The sequence below is a fragment of the Biostraticola tofi genome (assembly GCF_004343195.1).
GTDB lineage: Bacteria > Pseudomonadota > Gammaproteobacteria > Enterobacterales > Enterobacteriaceae > Biostraticola > Biostraticola tofi.
On the sequence record NZ_SMCR01000001.1, the window covers coordinates 191,965 to 211,894 of the forward strand.

Consider the following 19,930-nt stretch of genomic DNA (forward strand, 5'->3'; position numbering starts at 1 on the left):
CGCCCCACGTAGTCAACAGTATTGCTGCTGTTAGGGAGAAGCCATGTCTAGTAGCCCAGATCGGTTCGGACCCCATTACCCGTGGGTGATGCTGCTGCTGTTCGGTATGCTGTATTTCCTGGCTACCGCTACCACCTTTACCTCACTGGGGGTGGTGCTGCCGGCGATGATTGGTGACCTTGGCTGGAGCTGGACCGATGCCGGTCTCGGCTTTACCCTGCTTGGACTGGCCTGCGGGCTATCAAGCTATCTGCCGGCCATCAGTATCAGAAAACTGGGCGTTCGCCTGACGTTACTGCTAGGTACTTTGCTATTTATCGCCGGATTCGGCAGTCTTTATGGGGCGCAGAGCATTGCGTCTTATTTTATCGGCACGACGTTGCTGGGGATCGGTTTCAGTTTCCTGGCCACAGTGCCGGGCACCTATGTCATCAGCCGATTGTTCGTGAAACAACCGCTGGCGTTCGGCATTTATTTCACTATCGGCGGACTGGGCGGCGTGGCCGGACCCTGGATTTATTTCCTGGCCCAGGGATTCTGGGGCGACTGGCGGATGCATTGGATCATCTCCGGCACACTGCTGACGCTTGTCAGCTTGTTGACCGTGGTAATGATGCGCGAAGGTGGGCGTGAGCTCGCCCATGCTGAACAGGTCAGCCAAGTTCAGGTGAGTCAGGCGCCGGGCGCTATTTATCGCACCGTTGAAATATGGAATGCCCGTCAGGCGCTGCGGACCCGGCAATTCTATGTGATTGCCGCCGCCTATACCTCATTCCTGCTGTGCGGTATTACGGTAAACAGTTTTGCGGTGGCGCATATCACTGAAAATGGCTTCAGTGCAACCGTTGCCGCTACTCTGCTGAGCGTACAGGCATTTATCAACGCCTTTTCTCGCTTTGCCGGCGGTGCCGTCGGTGAATGGCTTGACCCGAAGAAGCTACTGGTCGGCAGCCTGTCGATGATCATCTGCGGGATGATAGCGTTAAGCGCAGCCTCCTCCTGGCCAGTGCTGATGCTTTTTACCCTGTGTATCGGCGGCGGTTATGGGCTGACCTTTCTGGCGTCAAGCGTGCTGCTGTCCAATTATTTTGGCCGCAGACCTTACCTGGAATTGTTCTCGGCGATGAATCTCATCTCTACCTTGGCCTGCTTCGCACCTTTCCTCGCCGGGGCCATCAAAGATCACAGCGGTAATTTTTCGTCAGCCTTCCTTATCATCGCGCTGCCGGTCGCGGCCATTTTACTGTTGACGCTTAAAATGAGCCCGCCATCTCACTCGGCATCTCAATGAAAAATAAACAGCTTTACTATTTCGCTTAAGGCTTTCCTGACCGGATGGGCAGATGCGGTATACTCTGATTACTACTGGGCTTTTCAGTTTTTCCTGGCAAATAATGAATATTAAACAGGTTGTTATCATCGCGGTCATTGTTACGTCTGTCATCGCCTGCAAGCCGAAACAGCCTGAACCCTCCGGGGCCGCCCCGCCCTTGCCCGCTGTCACTACCGTTAACCCGGTTGCACCGCGCGAATTCCGCGCCAGCTGGGTTGCAGCGGTGCTGAATCTGGACTGGCCCTCCGCCGACTCGCTGGAAATCAAAGACCACCAACAGCGGGCAGTGGTGCAACAACGGGAATTCATCCGTATCCTGGATGAAGCCCAGCAGCACCGCCTCAATGCGCTGATAGTGCAGGTCAAACCGAATGCCGATGCGCTTTATCGTTCCACTCTGCTGCCGTGGTCGCCTCAGCTTACCGGCGTCCAGGGCAAGGATCCAGGCTATGATCCACTTCAGTTCATCATTGAAGAAGCCCATAAGCGTAATATAGATATCCATGCATGGATAAATCCCTACCGGGTCTCGATGGATCTGTTGCCGGCAACCCTGGCGGCCCTGTCCGCTACCGCTCCCGGCGGTCCACCCAGTGTATATGTCAGCCACCCGCAATGGATACGCACCGCCAACCATCGCCTGGTACTGGATCCGGGCATCCCCGAGGCGCGACAGTGGATTGTGCGTATCGTGAGTGAAATCATCAGCCATTATGATGTAGACGGCATCCATCTGGATGATTATTTCTACTATGAGTCCCCGACTTCACCATTGGATGATGATAGCACCTACCGGCAATATGGCGGCGAGTTCAGCAACAAAGCGGACTGGCGGCGCAACAATACCTATCTGCTGATGAAAATGCTGGCCAACGATATTCGCGCCCGACGGCCGGAGGTCAGATTTGGCGTCAGTCCAGCCGGGGTCTGGCGCAATAAGTCAGCGGATCCGCACGGCTCTGATACCCAGGCGGGGATCCCCAATTATGACAAGGCTTATGCCGATACCCGCCGTTGGGTCAAAGAGGGGCTGGTCGATTATATCGTACCGCAAGTCTATTGGTCTTTTGACCAACGGGCGGCGGCCTATGATGCCGTCGCCGGATGGTGGGCGCAAACGGTACGCGGCACGCCGGTGCAGCTGTATATCGGCAATGCGCTGTACAAAGTCGGCGAAGCTTCTCCTGCGGAACCGGCCTGGCGTGCAGGCAATGGCGTCAGTGAACTGATGAACCAGCTGCGCTTCAATCAGCATACACCCGGTATCAGCGGTACCGTGCTGTTCCGGCATACTTCGCTGCGTGAAGCCCAGATCCAGCCGGCCATGGCGGCGCTGTCGACCGAGCGTTGGCCGACCCCGGCACTGATACCGCCGATGCCGGGCAGCAGCCGATCGACGGCGCAACCGCCAGTGGCCCTGACGCTGACGCAGGCACCCGGCGAGACCCTCCTCGGCTGGCAGACGGCGGATACAGCGCAGGAAACCGCTTATTATGCCCTGTATCAGGTGAACCAAAGCTGGCCGCTGATGCCAGAAAGTCGATTACTCGGCACCCAACGCAACCAGGGAGGCAGAGGCGCCTGGACTGTACATACCGCCCCGCTGACAGGAACAGCGCGTTACATCATCACCGCGGTAGACAGGCATCATCGGGAAAGCAGCGCCCTTTTTTTCCCGAAATGATATCAGGGCTGTATCTGTTCCATTGCCTGGAGCACCCGCTTATCTGAAATAGGGTAAGGGGTGCCCAATTGCTGAGCAAAGTAGCTGACCCGCAATTCCTCTATCATCCAGCGGATTTCACGGACATCGTCATCCTGGCGTCGAAGCTCAGAAAGCTTTGATTGCCACTGCTGCCAGGCGCGCTGGACCTGTTCAATTTTCAGCATCTGGGCCCGGTCCCTGCTCGGGTCGACCGCCAGCTTTTCTAGCCGGCGTTCAATGGCCCGCAGATAGCGCAGGGTATCCGGCAGCCGCCGCCAGCCATTACCGGTAACAAATCCGGGATACACCAGTCCGCTGACCTGGCTCTTTATATCGGACAGCGCCAAAGCGAGGCTAAAATCAACCCGGCCTTTAAGCCGCTTGTTAATGTTGAATACCGCCGTCAATATTTGCTCAACCTGGCTGGCAATCGCGACCACGGCGTCATTAAGATTAGCCCGGACAAACTCCTGCAGCGCGGCATATTCCGCTGCCTGCCACACCAGTCCGCCCTGTTCTGACATCAGCTTATCGACGCCGCAGGTAATACAGTCGTCAATCAGGTCCAGCACCTTGCCGTAAGGGTTGAAATACAGCCCCAATTTGGCTTTGTTAGGCAATTTTTCATGCAGATATTTTATCGGCGACGGAATGTTGATAAGCAGTAGACGGCGGGTACCTCGCCACATGGCACGCGCCTGATCATGCTCGGTTTCAAATAGCCGTATAGCCACGCTGTCTTTTTCATCCACCAGCGCCGGGTAGGCTTTGACCGCGTAGTTGCCTTTCTTCTGCTCATAGCGTTTGGGCAAGTTTCCAAAGCTCCACACCTGCAGATCCTGTTGCTCCATACCCTCATCGGCTACCGCAGACAGGGTTTGCTGCACATGGTCTTTCAGCTGGATTTTAAGGGCTTCGAGGTTTTTACCTTCGCGTAACAGTTTCTGCTTGTCGTCAATCACCCGGAAAGTGATCTTCAGATGGTCCGGCACCTGCTCCCATTGCCAGGCTTCCCGGTCAAGGGCTACGCCGCTCATGCGCTTGAGCTCGCGCTCCAGTGCATCAAGGAGATGACCTTCGCCCGGCGTCACCCGGCCTAGAAATGCCTCGGCGTAGTTGGGGGCCGGCACGAAGTTACGGCGTAACGGTTTTGGCAGCGATTTGATCAAGGCAATCACCAGTTCCCGCCTGACGCCGGGTATTTGCCAGTCGAATCCAGCCGGCTTTATTTGGTTGAGCAGCGGCAGCGGGATATGTACCGTTACGCCATCAGCTTCTTTACCCGGCTCGAATTGATAGCTCAGACGCAGCTTGAGATTGCCTTGCAGCCAAAAGTTGGGATAATCCAGGGCGCTTATCTCATCCGCCCCTTGTTTAATCAGGAAGCTTTTCTCGAAATTCAGCAGATCAGGATTGGCCGGGCTTTCCCGCTGCCACCAACTATCAAAATGCCGGGCCGAGACCACCTCTTGGCCGATGCGCTGGTCGTAGAAACTGAACAGGGTTTCATCGTCCACCAGAATATCGCGGCGTCGAGATTTATGTTCCAACTCTTCCACTTCGCTCAGCAGCCGACGATTGGCCCGGAAGAACGGGTGGCGGGTCTGCCAGTCGCCCTCCACCAGCGCGTGTCGGATAAACAGTTCCCGGCACAGCGAGGGATCGATGGTGCCATAGTTCACCTTACGCCCGGCAACAATCGGTAAGCCCAGCAGGGTCACTTTCTCGGTGGCCATCACCGCACCGGCTGCTTTCTCCCAGTGAGGTTCGCTATAGCTGCGCTTGACCAGATGTTGGGCCAGCGGCTCAATCCACTCCGGATCAATTCGGGCAGCGATCCTGCCCCATAACCGGCTGGTCTCCACCAGCTCAGCGACCATCGCCCATTTGGGCGGCTTCTTGAACAGACCTGAACCGGGATAAATGGCAAACCTGGCGTTACGGGTGCCTGAATACTCGTGTTTGTCGGCATCTTTCTGACCGATATGGGACAGCAGGCCCGCCAGCAGAGAACAGTGCAATTCCCGGTACTCCGCCGGCTTGGTATTGACCGGCAATCCCAATGTCTTGACAGTCTGACGTAACTGGGTGTAAACGTCCTGCCACTCGCGTACCCGCAGATAGCTGAGAAAATCGATACGGCACTGGCGACGAAACTGACTGGATGACAGCGCTTTTTGCTGTTCCTGGATATAATCCCACAGTTTAACGAACGCCAGATAATCGGAATCTTTATCAGCAAAGCGGTGATGTTTTTCATCCGATGCCTGTTTTTTATCCATCGGCCGTTCGCGCGGATCCTGGATAGACAGGGCCGCGGCGATAACCATCACTTCCCTGACGCAGCCATTGTTGCGGGCCTCAAGCACCATGCGCGCCAGGCGCGGATCAAGCGGCAGCTGCGCCAGTTGCCGGCCGAGCGGACTGAGCTGGTAGCCGTTGGCATTCTCTTCCTTGAGCGCCCCCAGTTCTTCCAGCAGGCGAACCCCATCCTGGATATGGCGTTTATCTGGCGCCTCGACGAACGGGAAGGCGGCAATGTCGCCCAGCCCAAGCGAGGTCATCTGCAGGATAACCGAGGCCAGATGGGTGCGCAGAATTTCCGGATCGGTAAATTCAGGGCGGGAAAGAAAATCTTGTTCCGAATACAGTCGGATACATATACCTTCAGAGACACGGCCGCATCGGCCTTTGCGCTGATTGGCTGAGGCCTGGGAGATGGGTTCGATCGGAAGGCGCTGCACTTTGGTTCGAAAGCTGTAACGGCTGATACGGGCGGTACCGGGATCGATGACATATTTTATGCCCGGCACCGTCAGGGAGGTTTCGGCTACGTTGGTCGCCAGCACAATTCGTCGGCCGCTGTGCGACTGGAATATACGGTTTTGCTCACTGTTGGAAAGACGAGCATAAAGCGGTAACACTTCGGTATGGGGCAGATCCAGTTTGCCAAGACCGTCGGCGGTATCCCTGATTTCACGTTCACCGCTCATAAAGACCAGGATATCCCCAGGCCCTGCCTGGCTGAGTTCCTGCACTGCATCAAAAATCGCCTGGGATTGATCCCGATCGACATCTTCCTCACTTTCGACTATCGGCCGATAGCGCACCTCTACCGGGTAGGTGCGCCCGGAGACTTCAATGATCGGCGCATTGTTGAAGTGGCGAGAGAAACGGCCCGGATCAATAGTTGCAGAGGTAATGATCACCTTCAGATCGGGACGTCTGGGCAACAGTTGATGCAGATAACCTAGGATAAAATCGATGTTCAGACTGCGTTCATGGGCTTCATCGATAATCAACGTGTCATACTGCAGCAATTGCCGATCTTGCTGGATTTCCGCCAGCAGAATGCCATCGGTCATCAGTTTGACCAGCGTATTGTCACTGCTTTGATCGTTGAACCGCACTTTATAACCGACGGCGCCGCCCAGCGGGGTGTCCAACTCCTGGGCGATGCGGTCGGCCACACTGCGCGCCGCCAGACGACGAGGCTGGGTATGGCCGATAAGGCCGGTCACGCCGCGACCAAGCTCAAGACAGATTTTCGGCAACTGCGTGGTTTTACCGGAGCCGGTTTCGCCGGCGACAATCACCACCTGATTATCGCGAATTGCCCGCAGTATATCTTCGCGCTTTTGGCTGACCGGTAAATTTTCCGGATAACTGATTGCGGGACAGCCGGCACGGCGGTTGGCGACCTGTTGCCTTGACGCCGCGATATCGGCCTCGATTTTTCCGGCTATGGCGTTTTGCGCCTGATCATCGGTCTTCATGGCGCCCTGCAGGCGACGGCGCAACACCATTTTGTCCCGGATCATCACATCATCGAGGGAGGCGGACAGTGCCGCTAGGGGTGACTTCACGTTTCTTTCCTTAACTGGTGGCCGGGTAGGCAGGTGTCCCGGCTCTGCAACGAATTTCTATGGAGCCAAGTTTACCATAATTGGAGCTGAGGCCGTAAAAGACTCTGGATTCATTCAATTAATTCGAACAATCGACTCGAATTATTACGCTATCCGTCAGCGAGTTTAATGAATAAAGTAGGTGCTACACATCTTGGCAACATTATTTTAAAGTCTGTAAGGAACGAGAAATGAGTAAAATATTGATCCTCAAATCAAGCATTCTGGCTACTTTTTCACAATCCAATCAACTGGCGGATTACTTTGCCGATCAATGGCAGGCGGCCCATGCCGGTGACCAGATTACGGTTCGTGACCTGGCGGAACAGCCGGTACCGGTGCTGGATGGTGAACTGGTAGGCGCGCTGCGCCCGGCAGATGCGACCTTGACGCCGCGCCAGCAGGAAGCGTTGGACCTTTCAGATGAGTTGATCGCCGAACTTCAGGCACACGATGTCATTGTGTTTGCTATACCGATGTATAACTTCTCTATTCCCACCCAACTGAAAAACTATTTTGACCTTATCGCCCGCGCCGGTGTCACCTTCCGTTACAGCGAGCAGGGTCCTGAAGGCCTGGTGCTGAACAAACGCGCCCTGGTGCTGACCAGCCGTGGCGGCATCCATAAGGACACCCCGAGCGACCTTATCGCTCCTTACCTGAAACTGTTCCTGGGTTTCCTGGGCATCACCGATGTCAGCTTTGTCTACGCCGAAGGGATTGCCTATGGACCGGAAGTGGTCGGCAAGGCCCACGACGACGCGAAAGCAGCTATTGATAGTTACATCGTCGCTTAAGGTGCTATAACTTACACCCCGCGCCCCGGCGGGCATTTTCTGTGTCTGGTGTTGCCTGCCCGGGACGAGGCGGTGTTTACCGCCATTCAATGACCTGAACGCGCCTGAAGGCGCGTTTTTAGCTGGCTGTTTCCGTTAAAACCTATCAGCGGATCACCGTCGATTTTTGCTTCCCCATCGACTTTTGCTTCCCCATCGATGCTCGCTACACCGTCGCTTATGAGCAACTACCTAGGGTTGCGACTATCAATGCCATCGCTTGCTGGAATCGTCGTAGCCTTTATTTCTGCTCCGCCCGGCGTTGTGGCGACAGCAGTTTCTCGCTGGCCTGGTCGGCTTTGATATTGATGTCGTGCTCGATATGTACGTTCATATTGATGGTAATAGGCTCTTTGGGTGTGGCGATTTCAATCCGCGGTACGCAACCGGTCATCGCCAGCAATATCGGCCAAGTCAACAGTCTGCTGCTTAGGTGCATTAGTGTGTGTCTCCCTGCGGTCCACCAGGCACCGATGCCTGTTTTTCCACGGTTTGTTCCAGAGTGCCGCCAAAGCGCAGACTCTGCCATAGCATGAAGATATTTTCCTGATGCCGGTAATTAAGCGTAACGGCACGCTTGGCATTGATTTGCGGATTGGTACCGTTAACCTGTGCTTTCAGTACCAATTCCCCTGCCCGGCTCACGTCGATCGTGGCCCTGGAACGGGTAATTTCCATATAACGCAGCCAGTCTATCGCCAACCCGGCCGCCATATTTTTACCGGCAATCGCATCGGCAAATTGCCGATCCAGGCGCAGCGCCATGAGATTGTCATTGGCTACCCAGCCATTGCGCACATAACCCTGGGGGCTATTGAAGTCTATCGGCAACTGGCCGCTGACCCGGCCTGAGATAGCCAACTGCTTAGGTTTCAGGGCGGTGATAAGCTCACTCATTTCAATCGAATCAATGCTCAGTATCGCCGCGGCCTGCTGCGGCAGCGAAAGCGGCGTCAGGCTGACCTGTCCTCCCAGCATGTGGGTATCCAAACGGGTCAATACCAAGGGACGCTGATGACTGAAAGGATAATAACCTTTAACGGCGATATTGACCTGATTGAGCGCTACCGGCGTAGCAACCTTATCAATATGCAGGCTCAAGGGTTGGTGCGGTCCCAGTTGCCATTGTTCATCTGCCAGCCGATAAGACAGCGTCAAATCAACACCGCTAAGCCGGGTATCGCCCAACCACAGGTCGCCGTTACGCACGACCCCGTGGCCGCCCGCCAGCAGCCCTTGTCCCGGTGCCGCCGAAAACGCAGTCTGGGCATAAAACTCACCCTCATCAAGAGTAATAGCCAAATCTGGATTCAGCAGCGGCTGAAATGCCCTTAGCGACTGACGGGGCCACCAGGCCTGTCCGCGCAATCGGCTGCCATCCCAGCGGCCGGATAGCGTAACTGGACCGACCTCGCCGGCCTGCAGTTTGCCGCTCCAATTGAACCATTGGGGGTCCCGGCCGAAAATTCGCAGGTTAATGGTCGGGTTATCCAGATGCCCGGCCCGCTCAATATCTATTCGGCCGGCAGCCAGCCGCACTTCGCCTGATAATGAGGGGTTGGCTGCGCTGCGCCGCCAGTGAAACGGTGTTTTCAGCGACAGTGCAGGACGCCTGGCGCTTATCAGCCCATAGTGCAGGCTATTCAGCCGGCCATTAAGTTCAGTCAGACTGACGGTGTCATCAATCCACGATCCGCGCCCATCCAGCGTCCAGGCACCATTGATCGGCTTAAGTTCTCCGCCGCCCCAATAGCGCCAGCGCCATGTCCCTTTATCAGGTAAAAACTGGCTGGCCCGTCCATCCAGGTGCAGCTTCAATCGCCCGGACTGCGGATTGGCGGCGGCTAAAATCGCCTGCAGCCGACCGTCGATGCCCTGGGAAGTAAGCTTAACGCCAGCAAGCGGTAATCTGGCGTTATCGATATCCAGTACATCAGAAACCTGGCCCACCAGCCGTACCAGGGCGCCAGGCAGCATTGCTAGTCGTGGGCTGGTCAGCGGCCCCTCCAATCGAGCCGGCAAGGCAATATTAACCGATAAGTCGTCATGGTTGGCTCGACCAGTGAGCCTGAGATCCAGTTGATTATCGGTGATGCTTAACGGACCTGGCCCCACCGCCAGCACCGCATTGGCTTTTCCTCGCAGGCCCTGGCTGAGCATATTGACCCGTGCGCTGATGCCCATGGTATCGATCCCTGACAGCCAATTGCTCAGGGTCAACGACATCCCGCCCGAGAGCGGCGCGGTCAGATAGGGCCAGCGCCAGTTGCCGCCCTCAATGCGTAAATCGTTGCCATTGATTATCCACGGAAGCCGGGCCAGGGTGATGGCCATTCGATTATCGGTTATCGTCAAAACACCCTGCCGTTGCTGCCACGCCAGAGACACATCCAGCAGGGTGCCGTCCTTCAGGCTGACCTGGGAATTGACCTTACCCTTATCGACGCCAAGCTCAGGCGTCGACGCGAGTTCGATGCGCCCTTGCAAATGAAGCTCAGGCTGCATCGGTACACCGTTGATTCTGATATCTTCAATCGACACCACCCGATCGTTCAGGCGCAGATCAAGCGCCAGTTGCTTGCCGATGAATGACAACCGAGTATCATCCTGGCGATGGCTGAGGCTGACCTGTCCACCCTGTTCCTGCCAAGGCAGGACCACCAACCGGTCTAGGTGTAAATCGATAGCCGGTAAAGTAGTGAGTTGACTTAATGGGTCTCCGCCTTCCGGCGCGGCAGAGGAGGATGGACAGCGGGTATCCAGCGTTATCTGGCGCAGGTTAATCCGCCAGATGCCCTCATGTCGTGAGATGTCAGGATGCTCGGCGTTGATCCAGCGACAGTGCGAACGCCACAGCGTTATTTCAGGCAGTCGCAAATGACCGTCGCGCCAAGTCGGCCGCCCGGAAACCTCAAGGCGAACATCGTCTGCCAGCAGAAAGCGAGCAGCCCAGGGAGCAAGTGAAGGAAAACTGAACCAGAGCAAAACGGCGGCCAGCAGCGCCAGCGCCAGCAAACCGGCCAAGATCCTCAGTACTGCGCGGCCCGGCGATTGCCGAGTGGGTAAATCTGCGGTTCCCTTGGACATGACTTCCCTTGCATTGCCATTAATTGCAGAATTTTAGCATAGTCAGCGGATAATCGGGATGCCAGGGTATCTGCTAACATAAAACTATCTTATGGAGAACCTGTTATGAAAATTGCCGTTTACAGCACCAAAAATTATGACCTAAAATATTTGACCCAGGTTAATCACAATTTTGGTTTTGAGCTTGAATTTTTTGAGTTTCTACTGACCCCACGGACCGCTAAAACGGCTGAAGGGTGTGATGCGGTGTGTATTTTTGTTAACGATGACGGCAGCCGGGAAGTACTGGAAACACTGGCAGGCATGGGTATCAAAACTGTGGCCCTGCGCTGCGCCGGCTTCAATAACGTCGATCTGGATGCCGCCAGTGAGCTGGGCATCAATGTGGTGCGAGTGCCGGCCTATTCGCCGGAAGCCGTCGCTGAACATGCGGTGGGGTTAATGCTAAGCCTGAACCGCCGTATACACCGCGCTTACCAGCGCACCCGGGATGCCAACTTCTCGTTGGAAGGATTGATAGGCTTCAATATGCACAACCGCACCGCCGGCCTCATCGGCACCGGTAAAATCGGTGTCGCCGCCATGCGTATCCTCAAGGGGTTTGGTATGCGCCTGCTGGCATATGATCCCTACCCTAATCCGCAGGCTTTAGCTCTGGGGGCGGAATATGTTGATCTCAAAACGCTGTTTGCCAGTGCGGATGTGATTTCGCTCCATTGCCCGCTGACGCCGGAAAACCATCATCTGCTTGATCGGGACGCCTTTGCCCAGATGAAGGACGGGGTGATGATCATCAACACCAGCCGCGGCGGCCTGATCGATTCTCAGGCGGCAATCGATGCGCTGAAACAGCAGAAAATCGGCGCTTTGGGTATGGATGTCTACGAGAATGAGCGGGATTTGTTCTTCGAAGATAAATCCAATGACGTTATCCAGGATGATGTGTTCAAACGCCTTTCAGCCTGCCATAACGTCCTGTTTACCGGTCATCAGGCCTTCCTGACTGAAGAAGCGCTATTGCAGATTGGCCAGACAACCCTGAATAATATCCAGCGTATTGCCAGCGGTCAGCCTTGTGAGAATACCGTGTCGGCCTGAGGGCCGGTAACAGGCCGGCCCGGCATTAGCCTCATGATGGGGAGTCGGGCTCAATTGGCCCGGCAGGCTCCGCTCTTCAAGGCGCCGAGTTCGCACTGGCGCCCATTGGAAAGCTGACACATACCGACACTGCTGCCGTCGAGCTGACGGGCCAGGGTGGTCGTTCCGCCCACCAGACTGCAGCCGGGATCTGCGTTCATTGATTGGGCCAGAGACCGTGGCATATGGACCGAAGTAGCCTGCTGTTCGGGTTCTTCATCGGGCGTACTGCTGCAGGCAGACAGCGACAGGGCCGCAATGGCCATTAGCCAGGATGATAGCGTCATCAATGGGCTCCGCAAAAAATAGAGAGGTTAAGAGAATTCCGAAGCCGCCAGTGTAGCCCCAGAAGACGCCGGTCGTCGAGAACCCAACGATGCCATTTACACAAATTTATGCCCGTCTCGGCCGTTTCAGCATAAGTAATATCACACAAAAGCAAAAATCCCCTGCAGTTGCTGCTGGTATACTTCGGCCAAATTATGATGTCCCGATAGGTCAGGGGATGATCATTCGCAGCAGTGAAAAGGGTAAATATGATCACCACAGACGGTAATAACGCAGTCGCCTCGGTGGCCTACCGTATTAACGAAGTCATCGCCATCTATCCGATAACCCCCAGTTCAACCATGGCCGAGCAAGCCAGTTCCTGGGCCGAGTCCGGTAAACAGAATATTTGGGGCGACACCCCCCGGGTGATTGAAATGCAATCCGAAGGCGGCGCTATCGCCACGGTACACGGTGCTTTACAGACCGGCGCCCTGTCGACCACCTTTACCTCGTCCCAGGGATTACTGTTGATGATCCCGACGCTTTACAAATTGGCTGGCCAATTGACCCCGTTTGTGCTGCATGTGGCGGCTCGCACCGTAGCCACCCACGCCCTGTCGATTTTCGGCGACCATTCCGATGTGATGGCGATACGCCAGACCGGCTGTGCCATGTTGTGCGCCAGCAATGTCCAGGAAGCCCAGGATTTTGCCCTGATCTCAACGATTGCCAGCCTGAACAGCCGGCTACCGTTTGTCCATTTTTTCGATGGCTTCCGCACCTCTCATGAAATCAATAAAATAGCACCGATTGCAGATTCCACCTTGAAAAAACTGGTTCCCCAAGCCAGCATCGATGCTCATCGCGCCCGAGCCCTGACGCCGGATAATCCGGTGATCCGCGGTACCTCGGCGAATCCGGATACCTACTTCCAGTCCCGCGAAGCGACCAATCCCTGGTATAACGACACCTATCGCCATGTCCAGCAGGCCATGGATGACTTTGCCGCCCAGACCGGCCGTCAGTATCGTCCGTTTGAATATTATGGCCATCCCGAGGCCGAGCGGGTTATTGTCGTGATGGGATCGGCTGTCGGCACCTGTGAAGAAGTGATTGATACTCTGCTAGCCCGCGGTCAGAAAGTAGGCGTGGTCAAAGTGCGGCTTTTCCGCCCCTTTGCTGCCGAGCATTTGCTGGCGGTGATTCCCCAAAGCAGCAAAGCGATCGCCGTGCTGGACCGCACCAAAGAACCAGGTTCGCTGGCCGAGCCGCTCTATCTGGATGTGATGACCGCCCTGGCCGAAGCCTATAGCCATGGCACGCGCGATCATCTGCCGCGTACCATCGGCGGACGCTACGGCCTGTCATCCAAAGAGTTCGATCCGGCCTGCGTGCTGGCCATCTATAATGAGCTGGCGCTCGACAAACCGCGACCGCGCTTTACCGTCGGTATCTACGATGATGTAACCCATCTGTCACTGCCGCGCCCCGAGGCCGATCTGCCGCACCGGGCGAAACTTGAAGCGCTGTTTTACGGCCTGGGCAGCGATGGTTCGGTATCGGCAACCAAAAACAATATCAAGATTATCGGCAACAGCACCCCGCTGTTTGCCCAGGGCTATTTTGTCTATGACTCGAAAAAGGCCGGCGGCCTGACGGTATCGCACCTGCGCGCCAGTGATCAGCCGATCAATTCAGCCTACCTTATCAGTCAGGCCGATTTCGTCGGCTGCCATCAGTCGCAGTTTATCGATAAATACCAGATGGTGGAACGGCTGCGTCCGGGCGGCATCTTCTTGATGAATACCCCTTACAGCGCTGATGAAATCTGGTCCCGGCTACCGCAGGAAGTCCAGGCAGAACTTAATCTGCGCCAGGCACGCTTCTATATTATCAATGCCGCGCAGATTGCTCGCGAATGCAAGCTGGGCGCACGCATTAATACCGTGATGCAGATGGCGTTCTTCCAGCTTACCGACATTCTGCCCGGCGACGGCGCGCTGGCCGCGCTGCAGTCGGCCATCAGCAGCAGCTACAGCAGCAAGGGACAGGAACTGGTTGAGCGTAACTGGCAAGCGCTGGCGGCGACCCGCGAAGCTCTGCATGCGGTCGAGCTGCAGCCTGTCAGCGCTGAAAGTCTGATGCGCCCACCGGTGGTATCAGACGCCGCGCCGGACTTCGTGAAAACCGTTACTGCCGCGATGCTTGCCGGCCTCGGCGATGCCCTGCCGGTATCGGCGTTGCCGCCGGATGGCACCTGGCCGATGGGCACCACCCAGTGGGAAAAACGCAATATTGCTGAAGAAATCCCATTGTGGAAACCCGAACTCTGCACTCAGTGCAATCATTGCGTCGCCGCCTGCCCGCATTCGGCCATCCGTGCCAAGGTGGTTTCTCCCGCCGCCATGGAAGACGCGCCGACAACCCTTGCCTCGCTGGACGTCAAAGCCCGCGATATGCGTGGTCAAAAATATGTGCTGCAGGTTGCGCCAGAGGATTGCACCGGCTGCAATCTGTGTGTGGAAGTCTGTCCGGCCAAAGATCGCCAGCACCCGGAAATCAAAGCAATCAACATGGCCTCCAGGCTTGATCATGTTGAAGAAGAAAAAGTGCACTATGACTTCTTCCTGGAGTTACCCGAGATAGATACCACTACGCTTGAGCGTATCGATATCCGCACCTCGCAGTTGATTACGCCGCTGTTCGAGTATTCGGGCGCCTGCTCCGGCTGTGGCGAGACGCCCTATATCAAGCTGCTGACCCAGCTTTATGGCGATCGGCTGCTGATTGCCAATGCCACCGGTTGTTCGTCAATTTATGGCGGAAATTTGCCGACCACTCCTTACACCACCAATGCCGAAGGTCGCGGCCCGGCCTGGGCCAATTCACTGTTCGAGGATAACGCCGAGTTCGGTCTTGGCTTCCGGTTGACGATTGATCATCATCGCCAGCGTATCACCCGGCTCTTGCACCATTTTGCCCCGCAGTTGCCGGCAGACCTGGTAGCTGGCCTGCAGGCGGAAGCGGTACCGATTGAACAACGCCGGGCGCAAATCACCCAGTTGCGCAGTCTGCTGGCGGACAGTGAGGACAGCCAGGCAGCGCAGTTAGTGAAAGACGCCGATTATCTGGTGGATAAATCCATCTGGCTTATCGGTGGAGACGGCTGGGCCTACGATATCGGCTTCGGTGGCCTGGATCACGTGTTGAGCCTCAGTGAAAACGTCAACATACTGGTGCTGGATACCCAATGCTATTCCAACACCGGCGGACAGCAGTCTAAAGCCACCCCGCTAGGTGCGGTGACCAAATTCGGCGATCAGGGCAAGCGCAAAGCACGCAAGGATTTGGGCGTCAGCATGATGATGTACGGTCACGTGTATGTGGCGCAGATTTCACTGGGCGCCCAGCTTAACCAAACGGTGAAGGCCATCCAGGAAGCCGAGGCCTATCCGGGACCGTCGCTGATTATCGCCTACAGTCCCTGTGAGGAGCATGGCTATGACCTGGCGTTAAGCCATGATCAGATGCGTCAGCTGACGGCCACCGGCTTCTGGCCGCTGTATCGGTTCGACCCACGCCGCAGCGACGAAGGCAAACTCCCCCTGTCGCTGGACTCCCGTCCGCCGTCAAGTGAGCTCAGCACCACGCTGCTGAATGAGCAGCGCTTCCGTCGACTGAATTCACAGCAGCCGGAAGTGGCCAGCGCACTTTATCAGGCCGCGGAACAAGAACTGAAGGTCAAATACGACTTTCTGGCTAAAATGGCGGGTAAAACGGAATCCTGATAAGCCTCGCAGGCATGATAATTTATCGTCCCGGTCCTTGTGAATGGCCGTCACAGGCAGTATGAGTTACGGGCACAGGCATTAGCAGTTACCGCCGCTGACAGTATGAATAGGTACTTGACTCTCCAGGCCATCGTTAATGATGGCCTGTTTTTGTTTGCCGATACTGTTCAGCACGCAATCTAAAGGATACCCTATGGGCCTGTTGGTATACGTATCAGGTTAAAAATGGATCAGGGTGATGTTAACTTTGCCGTCGAGAGCGCCCCGCAATCGACCTTTCTTTTGTCGTGGGTAGCCTATGTGCGGCCGACAGTGCTGTTTTTCGTACTGGTAATTATTGGCCTTATTGTTTCTCAATCAGCGAATAATGCGATAATTATTCTGATTGGCTATGCGGTCATTTTCGCGGCTATTCTAAAGCTGATTTACGATGTGATGTGGCTTAAGCGCGTGCGTCTTTATTATAATCAGGACGGCGTCTGGATTTACAGCGGCATTCTGCCCTGGAATAAAGGGGTCAGCGGCGTCAAATGGCGAGATATCGATGAAGCGACCTACTATACCGGCTTTATCAGCTGGCTGACCAAATCGTACCGGATCCGCGTTGGGCACCGCTTTACCAAGTCCAGCGAGATGTTCTTGTCCCACGTCAAACGCGGCAATGTGGCGGTGGCGGCCATCAATGAAACGCTGATGCGCGAGTTTCGCGATGCTGAATAAGGCGTCGATTAAGGGTGACGTTTTTCACCCAGTCAAATGAATCATCGTCAGTTGATGGCAATATGACGCAGTTTTCGTATCATAGGGTCCATAAAAACGCGTCGCTTTACCGTGCGGCGCGCGTAATATCAAGTTAAAGGCAAAACATCAGTGGCAGATCAAAAGCAGCAATACAATTTGAATAAACTCCAGAAGCGCCTGCGACGCAATGTCGGCCAGGCGATTGCCGACTTCAACATGATTGAAGAAGGCGACCGCATTATGGTCTGCCTGTCCGGTGGCAAAGACAGCTATACCATGCTTGAGATCCTGCGCAACCTGCAGCAGAGCGCACCGGTCAATTTTTCGCTGATAGCCGTCAACCTTGACCAGAAACAGCCAGGTTTCCCGGGACATATTCTGCCCGAATACCTGGCGTCGCTGGGCGTGGAATATAGAATCGTCGAGGAAGATACCTACAGCATCGTTAAAGATAAAATCCCTGAAGGCAAAACGACCTGTTCGCTCTGCTCACGACTGCGACGCGGTATCCTGTACCGCACCGCCACTGAAGTCGGCGCCACCCGTATCGCCCTTGGACATCACCGGGATGATATTCTGCAGACCCTGTTCCTGAATATGTTCTTTGGCGGCAAACTTAAAGGGATGCCGCCTAAGTTGATGAGCGACGATGGCAAACATATGGTCATCAGGCCGTTGGCTTATTGCCGTGAAAAAGATATTGAACGCTTTGCCATCGCGCGGGGCTATCCGATAATCCCTTGTAATCTGTGCGGCTCGCAGCCCAATCTGCAGCGCCAGGTCGTCGGCGATATGCTGCGCGACTGGGATAAACGTTATCCGGGCAGACTGGAAACCCTGTTCAGGGCAACACAAAATATCGTGCCCTCGCATCTTAATGATGGCCAGTTGTTCGATTTTGTTCATCTTCAAACCGGCAGCGAGGTGATTGACGGCGGCGACCTGGCTTTTGATCGCGAAACCATACCCGCCGTTCCGGCCGGCTGGCTGGATGAACTGGCCGATGAGCAGCAGAAACTGCCCCCATACCGGCTTGACGTCGTCGAAGTAAAATAATTGGCTGCGCCCGCAGCCAATTATTGCGGTGAACCAGACCTACAGTAAATCAGGCGGCGGATCGTTGATGGGATGTGGGTCCGGATTCCAGGGCGGCTCAAGAGGCGGATCCGGCAGCGGGCCGGGAATCGGCGGCGGATCGGTCGGAATAGGCTCCGGCGGAATCGGGTCCGAAGGTATGCTCATCCGCACAGGTTCCAACCCAGCCGCCGTGTCAGGTGCCTGCGTCTCAGATGGGTACTTTCCAGGTGTTAGCGTCGTCATCATACTCTTGCCACCTTTCATTGTAAGTCGCGTTTCCGCCCGCGTCGCTGAACGGATGCCGGCGGGCATCGATGCTACGCGGCGTCGCCGCCACGCGTTGGTGCTGCACTCAGGTTTAAGGATAGTGGTCAAATGGCCATAGGACAAATTGATGCCTAATACCACGCGGGCTCTATGCGGTATAAGGCCCGCCGCCGGAGCGGGTGAAAAGCAACGAGGTTAAGTGTCTAAGGTCGAGAGCGTGATGAATCAGCGCGGGTGTGATCAGTATTTATCCTGGCCGGCGGGGCTGAGTGGCCATGACCGGCTGGCCGGATTGATTGCCGGCAAAAAAAAAGCCGGGGTATACACCCGGCGTTATCTGAATCAACTATGCTGCATAGCCATTCACAATATAAAGAAGTAAGACAATATGGAGCGCAACGCCCATCGCTTGACGTTGCATTCACCTGCGAGACTGATATTGCCCTAATTGATGCATTGATTAATTGATATTGCTCAATTAAAGGGCTGTTTTTAACGATTTACACGACCGCCGTCATTTTGCAAACCGGTTATAACCACTTCCGTCTCTTCAGCCAGAGGGCTACCGCCGCCACCAGTACCCCCAGCAGCAGACAAAACAGACTGAAACCGAAGCGTGACCCCCCTCCCGGTATCCCTCCCAGGTTAACGCCAAACAGCCCGGTGAGGAACGTAGTCGGCAGAAACACCATGGCCATCAGCGACATGGTATAACTGCGACGGTTGATGGCTTCCGCCATTACCGAATTGATTTCATCAGCGATAACCGCGGTACGGGCTATGCCGCCATCGATATCATCCAGCCCCCGACCGAGGCGATCGGAGATATCCTGCATGCGGCGGCGATCTTCGTCATTCATCCACGGCAGATGTTCGCTGGCCAGCCGGGAAAACACATCCCGCTGCGGCGTCATGTAACGGCGCAGCACAATAAGCTGTTTACGCAGGTGGGATAATTCACCGCGTGGCGGGATTTGCTGATCCAGCAGGGCATTCTCCAGGGCGATAATTTTATCGTGCATGTCTTCGATAAATTCACTGGCATGATCGGTCAACATATCGCTCATGCCCACCAGCCAGCTGCCGCTGTTAAGGGGTCCCTGGTTTTTGGTCAGATCATCCAGCACTTCATCAACCGCCTGTATCGGTTGCCGACGGGTCGTCACAATCAGTTTTTCGGTGATGTAGATGCGCAGGACTATTAATTCCTCAGGATGCTCCTCGGTATTGAAGTTGATACTGCGCAGAATAATAAGCGCCCCTTCAGCCAGGCGGGTCACCCTGGGGCGAGTACTGCTGCCTGCCAGGGCCTCTCTGACCGGCTCAGGAATCAGCGGCGAGGTATTGAGCCATTCGCTGCTGGCTTGGTGGTCGACATCCAGATGGAGCCAGCAGGGCCGCTGACTGTGAGTGATATCGCTGTCCGCTATCGGCGCAATGCCGCCTTTACCGTCCAGTTGGCCTGAGTAGATAACCCCATGGATAGTTAACGCCTGGTGATTGAACGAGTCCAACGTCGCTGCCCTTCTGCCGATACAAAGCTGTAGTGTAGACTGCAATAATACAGAATACCTTTAAAATTAACCCGGTCCGGCAAGCCGGGTAGTGGTCGGGTGTGAAAATAATGCACCCAAAAAAACCCCGCCGGGTGTTCAGCGGGTTTTTACATTATTGATAAAACAGCGTGTAGGGCAAGCAGGGCATTTATTTCTGAGAAACCGCAATGCTTAATGCTTAATGCTCAATGCTCAATGCTCAATGCTCAATGCTCAATGCTCAAT

At 55.5% G+C, this 19,930-nt stretch carries 13 protein-coding genes; 7 read left to right on the forward strand and 6 right to left on the reverse strand.

Annotated features, from left to right (window positions below; all coding sequences use genetic code 11):
- Positions 1-43 precede the first annotated feature (43 nt).
- Both EDC52_RS00880 and EDC52_RS00885 read left to right on the forward strand, forming a co-directional pair.
- Positions 44-1,291: an MFS transporter gene (locus EDC52_RS00880; protein WP_131863380.1), complete on the forward strand. Its 1,248-nt coding sequence runs from the start codon at positions 44-46 to the stop codon at positions 1,289-1,291.
- Between the two features lie 103 nt (positions 1,292-1,394).
- Positions 1,395-3,017, forward strand: a complete 1,623-nt coding sequence (locus EDC52_RS00885; RefSeq protein WP_230467922.1) for a glycoside hydrolase family 10 protein — start codon at positions 1,395-1,397, stop codon at positions 3,015-3,017.
- Between the two features lie 2 nt (positions 3,018-3,019).
- Here the strand turns inward: EDC52_RS00885 and hrpA are convergent, their stop codons facing one another.
- Positions 3,020-6,904: an ATP-dependent RNA helicase HrpA gene (gene hrpA, locus EDC52_RS00890; RefSeq protein WP_131863382.1), complete on the reverse strand. Its 3,885-nt coding sequence runs from the start codon at positions 6,902-6,904 to the stop codon at positions 3,020-3,022.
- Positions 6,905-7,134: 230 nt separating this feature from the next.
- On the opposite strand from hrpA, the gene EDC52_RS00895 reads away from it, so the two are divergent.
- Positions 7,135-7,740: an FMN-dependent NADH-azoreductase gene (locus tag EDC52_RS00895; protein ID WP_131863383.1), complete on the forward strand. Its 606-nt coding sequence runs from the start codon at positions 7,135-7,137 to the stop codon at positions 7,738-7,740.
- Between the two features lie 280 nt (positions 7,741-8,020).
- Here the strand turns inward: EDC52_RS00895 and EDC52_RS00900 are convergent, their stop codons facing one another.
- Both EDC52_RS00900 and EDC52_RS00905 read right to left on the reverse strand, forming a co-directional pair.
- Entirely contained in the window at positions 8,021-8,218 is a 198-nt protein-coding gene (locus EDC52_RS00900; RefSeq protein ID WP_131863384.1) for a YnbE family lipoprotein, read from the reverse strand.
- Positions 8,218-10,866, reverse strand: a complete 2,649-nt coding sequence (locus tag EDC52_RS00905; protein WP_131863385.1) for a YdbH family protein — start codon at positions 10,864-10,866, stop codon at positions 8,218-8,220. The genes EDC52_RS00900 and EDC52_RS00905 overlap by 1 nt, the downstream gene beginning before the upstream one ends.
- A gap of 105 nt (positions 10,867-10,971) precedes the next feature.
- On the opposite strand from EDC52_RS00905, the gene EDC52_RS00910 reads away from it, so the two are divergent.
- Entirely contained in the window at positions 10,972-11,964 is a 993-nt protein-coding gene (locus EDC52_RS00910; protein ID WP_131863386.1) for a 2-hydroxyacid dehydrogenase, read from the forward strand.
- A 50-nt stretch (positions 11,965-12,014) separates the two neighbouring features.
- Here the strand turns inward: EDC52_RS00910 and EDC52_RS00915 are convergent, their stop codons facing one another.
- Entirely contained in the window at positions 12,015-12,290 is a 276-nt protein-coding gene (locus tag EDC52_RS00915; RefSeq protein ID WP_131863387.1) for a putative hemolysin, read from the reverse strand.
- A gap of 249 nt (positions 12,291-12,539) precedes the next feature.
- Between EDC52_RS00915 and nifJ the strand changes: the two genes are divergently transcribed.
- The 3 genes from nifJ (at position 12,540) to ttcA (ending at position 17,861) form a co-directional block, all read left to right on the forward strand.
- Entirely contained in the window at positions 12,540-16,061 is a 3,522-nt protein-coding gene (gene nifJ / locus EDC52_RS00920) for a pyruvate:ferredoxin (flavodoxin) oxidoreductase (RefSeq protein WP_131863388.1), read from the forward strand.
- Positions 16,062-16,289: 228 nt separating this feature from the next.
- A complete protein-coding gene (locus tag EDC52_RS00925) occupies positions 16,290-16,784 on the forward strand; it encodes a hypothetical protein (protein WP_131863389.1) in 495 nt (164 codons plus the stop codon).
- A 150-nt stretch (positions 16,785-16,934) separates the two neighbouring features.
- Positions 16,935-17,861 (forward strand): tRNA 2-thiocytidine(32) synthetase TtcA, encoded by a 927-nt coding sequence (ttcA, locus tag EDC52_RS00930; RefSeq protein ID WP_131863390.1) that lies wholly within the window; start codon positions 16,935-16,937, stop codon positions 17,859-17,861.
- 39 nt (positions 17,862-17,900) lie between these two features.
- On the opposite strand, the gene EDC52_RS19810 is transcribed toward ttcA, so the two are convergent.
- Entirely contained in the window at positions 17,901-18,047 is a 147-nt protein-coding gene (locus EDC52_RS19810) for a hypothetical protein (protein ID WP_165911632.1), read from the reverse strand.
- A 632-nt stretch (positions 18,048-18,679) separates the two neighbouring features.
- Positions 18,680-19,663 (reverse strand): zinc transporter ZntB, encoded by a 984-nt coding sequence (gene zntB, locus EDC52_RS00935; protein ID WP_131863391.1) that lies wholly within the window; start codon positions 19,661-19,663, stop codon positions 18,680-18,682.
- Positions 19,664-19,930 lie beyond the last annotated feature (267 nt).

Excerpts from the sequence above, each read along its gene's own strand:
- EDC52_RS00880 (WP_131863380.1), top strand. The coding sequence starts at position 44 with ATGTCTAGTAGCCCAGATCGGTTCGGACCCCATTACCCGTGGGTGATG.
- EDC52_RS00885 (WP_230467922.1), top strand. The coding sequence starts at position 1,395 with ATGAATATTAAACAGGTTGTTATCATCGCGGTCATTGTTACGTCTGTC.
- EDC52_RS00895 (WP_131863383.1), top strand. The coding sequence starts at position 7,135 with ATGAGTAAAATATTGATCCTCAAATCAAGCATTCTGGCTACTTTTTCA.
- EDC52_RS00900 (WP_131863384.1), bottom strand. The coding sequence starts at position 8,218 with ATGCACCTAAGCAGCAGACTGTTGACTTGGCCGATATTGCTGGCGATG.
- EDC52_RS00905 (WP_131863385.1), bottom strand. The coding sequence starts at position 10,866 with ATGTCCAAGGGAACCGCAGATTTACCCACTCGGCAATCGCCGGGCCGC.
- EDC52_RS00910 (WP_131863386.1), top strand. The coding sequence starts at position 10,972 with ATGAAAATTGCCGTTTACAGCACCAAAAATTATGACCTAAAATATTTG.
- EDC52_RS00915 (WP_131863387.1), bottom strand. The coding sequence starts at position 12,290 with ATGACGCTATCATCCTGGCTAATGGCCATTGCGGCCCTGTCGCTGTCT.
- nifJ (WP_131863388.1), top strand. The coding sequence starts at position 12,540 with ATGATCACCACAGACGGTAATAACGCAGTCGCCTCGGTGGCCTACCGT.
- EDC52_RS00925 (WP_131863389.1), top strand. The coding sequence starts at position 16,290 with ATGGATCAGGGTGATGTTAACTTTGCCGTCGAGAGCGCCCCGCAATCG.
- EDC52_RS19810 (WP_165911632.1), bottom strand. The coding sequence starts at position 18,047 with ATGAGCATACCTTCGGACCCGATTCCGCCGGAGCCTATTCCGACCGAT.